Source organism: Xenorhabdus mauleonii (assembly GCF_900113945.1).
Taxonomy (GTDB): domain Bacteria; phylum Pseudomonadota; class Gammaproteobacteria; order Enterobacterales; family Enterobacteriaceae; genus Xenorhabdus; species Xenorhabdus mauleonii.
This window is the reverse complement of the sequence record NZ_FORG01000062.1, coordinates 1-4,412: the sequence shown is the minus strand read 5'-3', so window position 1 is coordinate 4,412 and position 4,412 is coordinate 1. Positions and strand designations below refer to the sequence as shown.

Here is a 4,412-nt window from a genome sequence, read left to right as displayed (position 1 = left end):
TCGTCATAATGGAACATGATGCGGTTATCATGACGGTCACGGATGGCAGACAACAAACGGCGTTCACCGTCCTGATGCTCAAAGCTCAAGGTCAATTGAGTCTGGCGATCGAATACATGCAGTCCGCCACTCAGTTCACCAAACAGTAAGTAATGCCCGGCATGCAGGTTAACGGAGAAAACCTTGTCTTCAGGGGTATGGAACGTGTAAACAACGCCATCTGCATCCGTGAAATGAGTTTCCTCACCTTTTCGGATCAGGTGCCGTGACCAGTCATCTGCCCATTTGGAGCCAAGCTGCCCGGCAAAATCAGCGGTCGAACGGTAGGTTCGAACGAGTGACAGGGGTAATGTTCCCGGCAGAGAGAGCATCGGCCATTGTTGCAAAAAATCTCCCGTGGTCATATCCACAGGATCACTCTTACATTTTGTCGGCTCAGGCTTACTGTTTTTCTTTTCAACCGATACTTTCGGTTCTTCCGACTTAGTCACCCCTTTCTTATTACGCGGTAACGGTAATAAGCCTGCGATAACAGTTGCCCACTGTAATGCCTTGTTGCTCTCTTCCAAGATGGGGAATTTTCCTTCGGTTTCCTTGGTAATGGAAATCGATCCGGCCGCACTGTTGATATTGGCATCACAGGTGGTGCGGTGACCTAAGCGGGCAATACCCTGCCCATTGGCAAATACGGTCTTTGCCCCTTCCGCAATCACACCGGGAGGATGGTCGCTGCAAACCACCGGATCACCAACCCGGGCCACGGGTTTGCCTTCAAAGAACACATCCGGTGACCCTTTGGCAATCGTGCCCTTGTTACTGCCATACTGGCCGATGGCCGCACCGATACCCGCACACGTTCCCCCGACAAATCCACCGGCCGCAGCCGCAGCCGCGACTACAACCAGCGCTGCGCCACCCGTGGCAACAACCAGCGCGGCCACGGCAACCGCAGCAACCGCACCCAGCAAAATTCCCCCCAAAGCCCCCCAGAGACCGGCACTTTTGTTCTGGTGGGCGATTGCATCACCCTCTCGAGCAGGATTCTCACCTTCCGTGGCCACTTTGGTCATGCCCATGCCTGACGCAATGGCATGACCGATTTTATCACCGACATACCCCCCAGCCGCCGCGCCTGCCATACCTGCCGCCACACCGACCGCAAAAGGCACCGCCGCGCCAGTAGCCACCGCATAAGTCCCACCAGCTGCTAAAGTTGCATTATCAAACGTTTCACTTTGCAGGAATTCCAGTGCCTTATCCGAGGTCGATTTTTCTGTCCTAGGAGGTACCGGAGAAGGCCGCCCTCCCTGTGCCGGCGATGTACGATTAGGTGCTACAGGGGGGTGATAAGGCCGTTGTGCCGCCGCAGCTCCCATAATGACATTCTGTGAAACACTCATGTTCCCCTCCCTGTTATGGGTTCTTCTGTTCACCGCGCAACTGGAAGGTGCCCATCATCGCCTGAATCTGTTCCCGCTGCACCGGTGTCATTTTCCCCTGACAAGTACCCGTGAATATCAACACTTCCTTGGGGGAATTCAGCATCATCATCAACTGGTGTACAACACCACTCGGAGCACGCCAGCGAAATTCAAACGTCTCCGTTTCAAACCCGTTCAGTTCACCTGATTCGTGGGCTATCGCTTCATAGTCTTTCAGTTGCTTACCAATCGCCGTCATTTCCCGCTCGGCAAACTGGCTGAACGCCAGTCCCCACGGTAAGTTGTCACGGGAGATGGTAAAACTGGTGCCATTTTTCTCATCTGCACTGTTCAGCACCAGAATGCTCGCGTCCTGCCAGCTCGCCGGCAGCATCAAGGTGCCGGCATTGAAATGGAACGGGGAGAGGTTCAGTTTATCGGTCATGGTCAATCCTTGTTTTTTCTTCTGGTTTCAATCAAAAAAGCGTTTTTTATTTATTCAAATTAATCGTGCCACCCAGTACGTTGATACCGCTGCCATTCAGCTCAATACTGGAACCGCCAAACGAAATTTTGATGTTGTCTTTCGTCATTTGGATGGTGCCGCTGCCGACTTTCAGGGTGATATCATCCTGCGCTTCATACAGTTGTGTTCCCGCGCCCCCTTTGCCGGCCACCGCTTTGACCTGTACCGAGTTTGCCTCCGTACTGCGTTTCAGGCAGATATTCTCGGTCAGGTTGCCCTGTGCCACGCTCTTGCTCTCATCCCCGGTCTGAACCGTCAGCGTCCTATTCCCCGCCTCCACCACCAAACTCTGGTTGTCTTTCACCGTGGTGTGCATATCCTTCTGCGCATGCAGCGACAGCCGTTCACTGCCTTTCGAATCCTCAAACAGCAATTCGTTATACCCTTCCCCTTTGTGGGTTTTGGAACGAAAAGCCATTTGGGTTTTGCTGCCCGGCAGGGTACCCGGGGGAATGTTGCTGGCATGGTAGGTGCGGCCGGTGATGATCGGCTGGTCTGGGTCGCCATGCAGGAAATCCACCACCACTTCCTGGCCGATACGCGGGATGGCGAGCATGCCCCAGCCCTGTCCCGCCCACGGTTGGGTGACCCGTATCCAGCAGGAGCTGTGGTCGTCGGATTTACCGTAGCGGTCCCACGGGAATTGCAGGCGTACGCGGCCGTACTGGTCACAGAAGATTTCCTCCCCTGCCGGGCCGACAACTTTGGCAATTTGCGGGCCGTCAATCACAGGTTTCGGCAGCGGAGCCGGACGCCAGTGCTGGTTGTGGCGGATAAAGCTGAAGTGGCTGTGCAGGGTGGTGCCGCTGTCACCGCTGGCGGTTTCCAGTGCCTGCGGCTGGCTGCCGCTGTGGCTCGCCCCCACCACCTGCCATGGTTGGTTAAGGTCAAGGCGCGGGTGGTTGGTCAGGGTGAACAGTTTGCCCGGTTGCACCGCAATGGCGTGACCGCTGCCCTGCCCCATGACGGCATCGTTGCGCAGGGCTTCCAGCCGGTAGCGGGTGAAGGCTTTGCCGTGGGCTTCGTCCTTGAACCGGCCGGGGTAATCGTAGTGCTCGTAATACTGCTCCTGCAGTTGCTCCTCCTTCATCTGCTCCCGGAACTCCGCCGGCCAGGCCGGGTTTTTGAAGGTGTAATCCTTGAGTTCAACCTGGGCCGGACGCACCTGGGCGCTGCAGGTCAGGCTGCCCACCGACGGCTCACCAATGGTGCTGGCTTCCCCCGGCTGATACGGGATAACGATACCCGGCGGCACCGAGCCGGCATCATCCGCAAAGACCAGGGTGTTACGCCCTGCGCCGCATTCAAAGAAGTAGAAAATCCCCTCTTCGGCGGTCAGCCGTTGCAGGAAGGCAAAGTCGCTTTCCTGATATTGCACGCAGAATTCCCGCTCCGGATGCGGATGACGCAGGCTGAACACCACGTCGCGGATGCCGTGCTCTTTCAGGATAGCCGTGACAATGGTCGAAATGTCCTGCTGCTGGAAGATGCGGGAGTTCTGGCGCAGGGTGGTACGCCACAAGTCCGGGCGAATGGTCATCTGGTAGGTGGTCTGGTGCAACCCGGTATTGCCCTGTTCAAAGCGCGCTACCATGCCGGTGATGCTGCGCTGTTCGGCCCCGTCCTGCAGGATGGTCAGGGTCGCGGTGCGGTCCAGCACGGTCGGGAAGTCGATGGCCGGGTCAGCACTCGCCAGCCCGACGCTCAGGTTGAACGGCTGGGAGAACCCTTCGGTCAGGGTAAAGTCGGTGACGACAAACGTCTGGGGCGGCAAGCCCCCTGCTGTCAGGGTAAATTGCAGGCCGCTCGGGGCCGTCAGCCCGCCGCCGAGGAGCTGGCCGGCTTTTTCCAGCGCCTTGCTCGCCGCATTCTGGCCGCTGGCCGCCCGGGCAACCAGCCCCTGTCCACCACCGGCCCCACCAATACCACCGGCAAAGCCGCCGCCGGGAATTAAGCCCCCCGCACTGGCGGCCGGATTGCCCGAACCGCCCCCGATGCCGCCGGCAAAACCCCCACCGGGAATGAGTCCCGCCGCACCGGCGGCACCCGCGCCCAAGGCGCCGGTGACTTTTTTTGCCATTTGGGCTGCCTGCTGTCCTTGCTGGACAAGTGCCTGCCCTTTCTTCAGTTTCGCAATGCTCTTTTTCACTGACATAGATATGTCTCCCTGATTAATGCCCACCGTCCGACGGGACGGTTTGTTCATCGTGTTTGGTCACATTACTGTGTTCGGCCAGATTGCCGGCCGGATTTTCAGTCGCCTGACGCAGCCGGTCATAACGGCCGAGCAGGGCGTTAAAGCGGTCATCAATGCCTTTCAGCAGCACCGGCGGGGCACTTTTCCCTTTCACCGCGTAGACACTGAGCTGACGCAACAACTCTTCCAGCGGGACGTCACTGCCGTGGCTGCGCTGGATGTCATAGATGGCGGTTTTCAGGTAAGAGAGCGTGAAGCTGCCACGGGT

The 4,412-nt window shown here is 57.8% G+C and carries 4 protein-coding genes; all 4 read right to left on the bottom strand.

The features are described from left to right. A partial coding sequence (locus tag BM100_RS21950) for a PAAR domain-containing protein (protein WP_175495003.1) occupies positions 1-1,400 on the bottom strand: 1,400 nt, incomplete at its 3' end. 13 nt (positions 1,401-1,413) lie between these two features. Beyond that, entirely contained in the window at positions 1,414-1,866 is a 453-nt protein-coding gene (locus BM100_RS21945; protein ID WP_092514873.1) for a DcrB-related protein, read from the bottom strand. Between the two features lie 46 nt (positions 1,867-1,912). Beyond that, positions 1,913-4,102 (bottom strand): type VI secretion system Vgr family protein, encoded by a 2,190-nt coding sequence (locus tag BM100_RS21940; RefSeq protein WP_092514872.1) that lies wholly within the window; start codon positions 4,100-4,102, stop codon positions 1,913-1,915. Between the two features lie 16 nt (positions 4,103-4,118). After that, a partial coding sequence (locus BM100_RS21935; RefSeq protein WP_274539962.1) for a VasL domain-containing protein occupies positions 4,119-4,412 on the bottom strand: 294 nt, incomplete at its 5' end.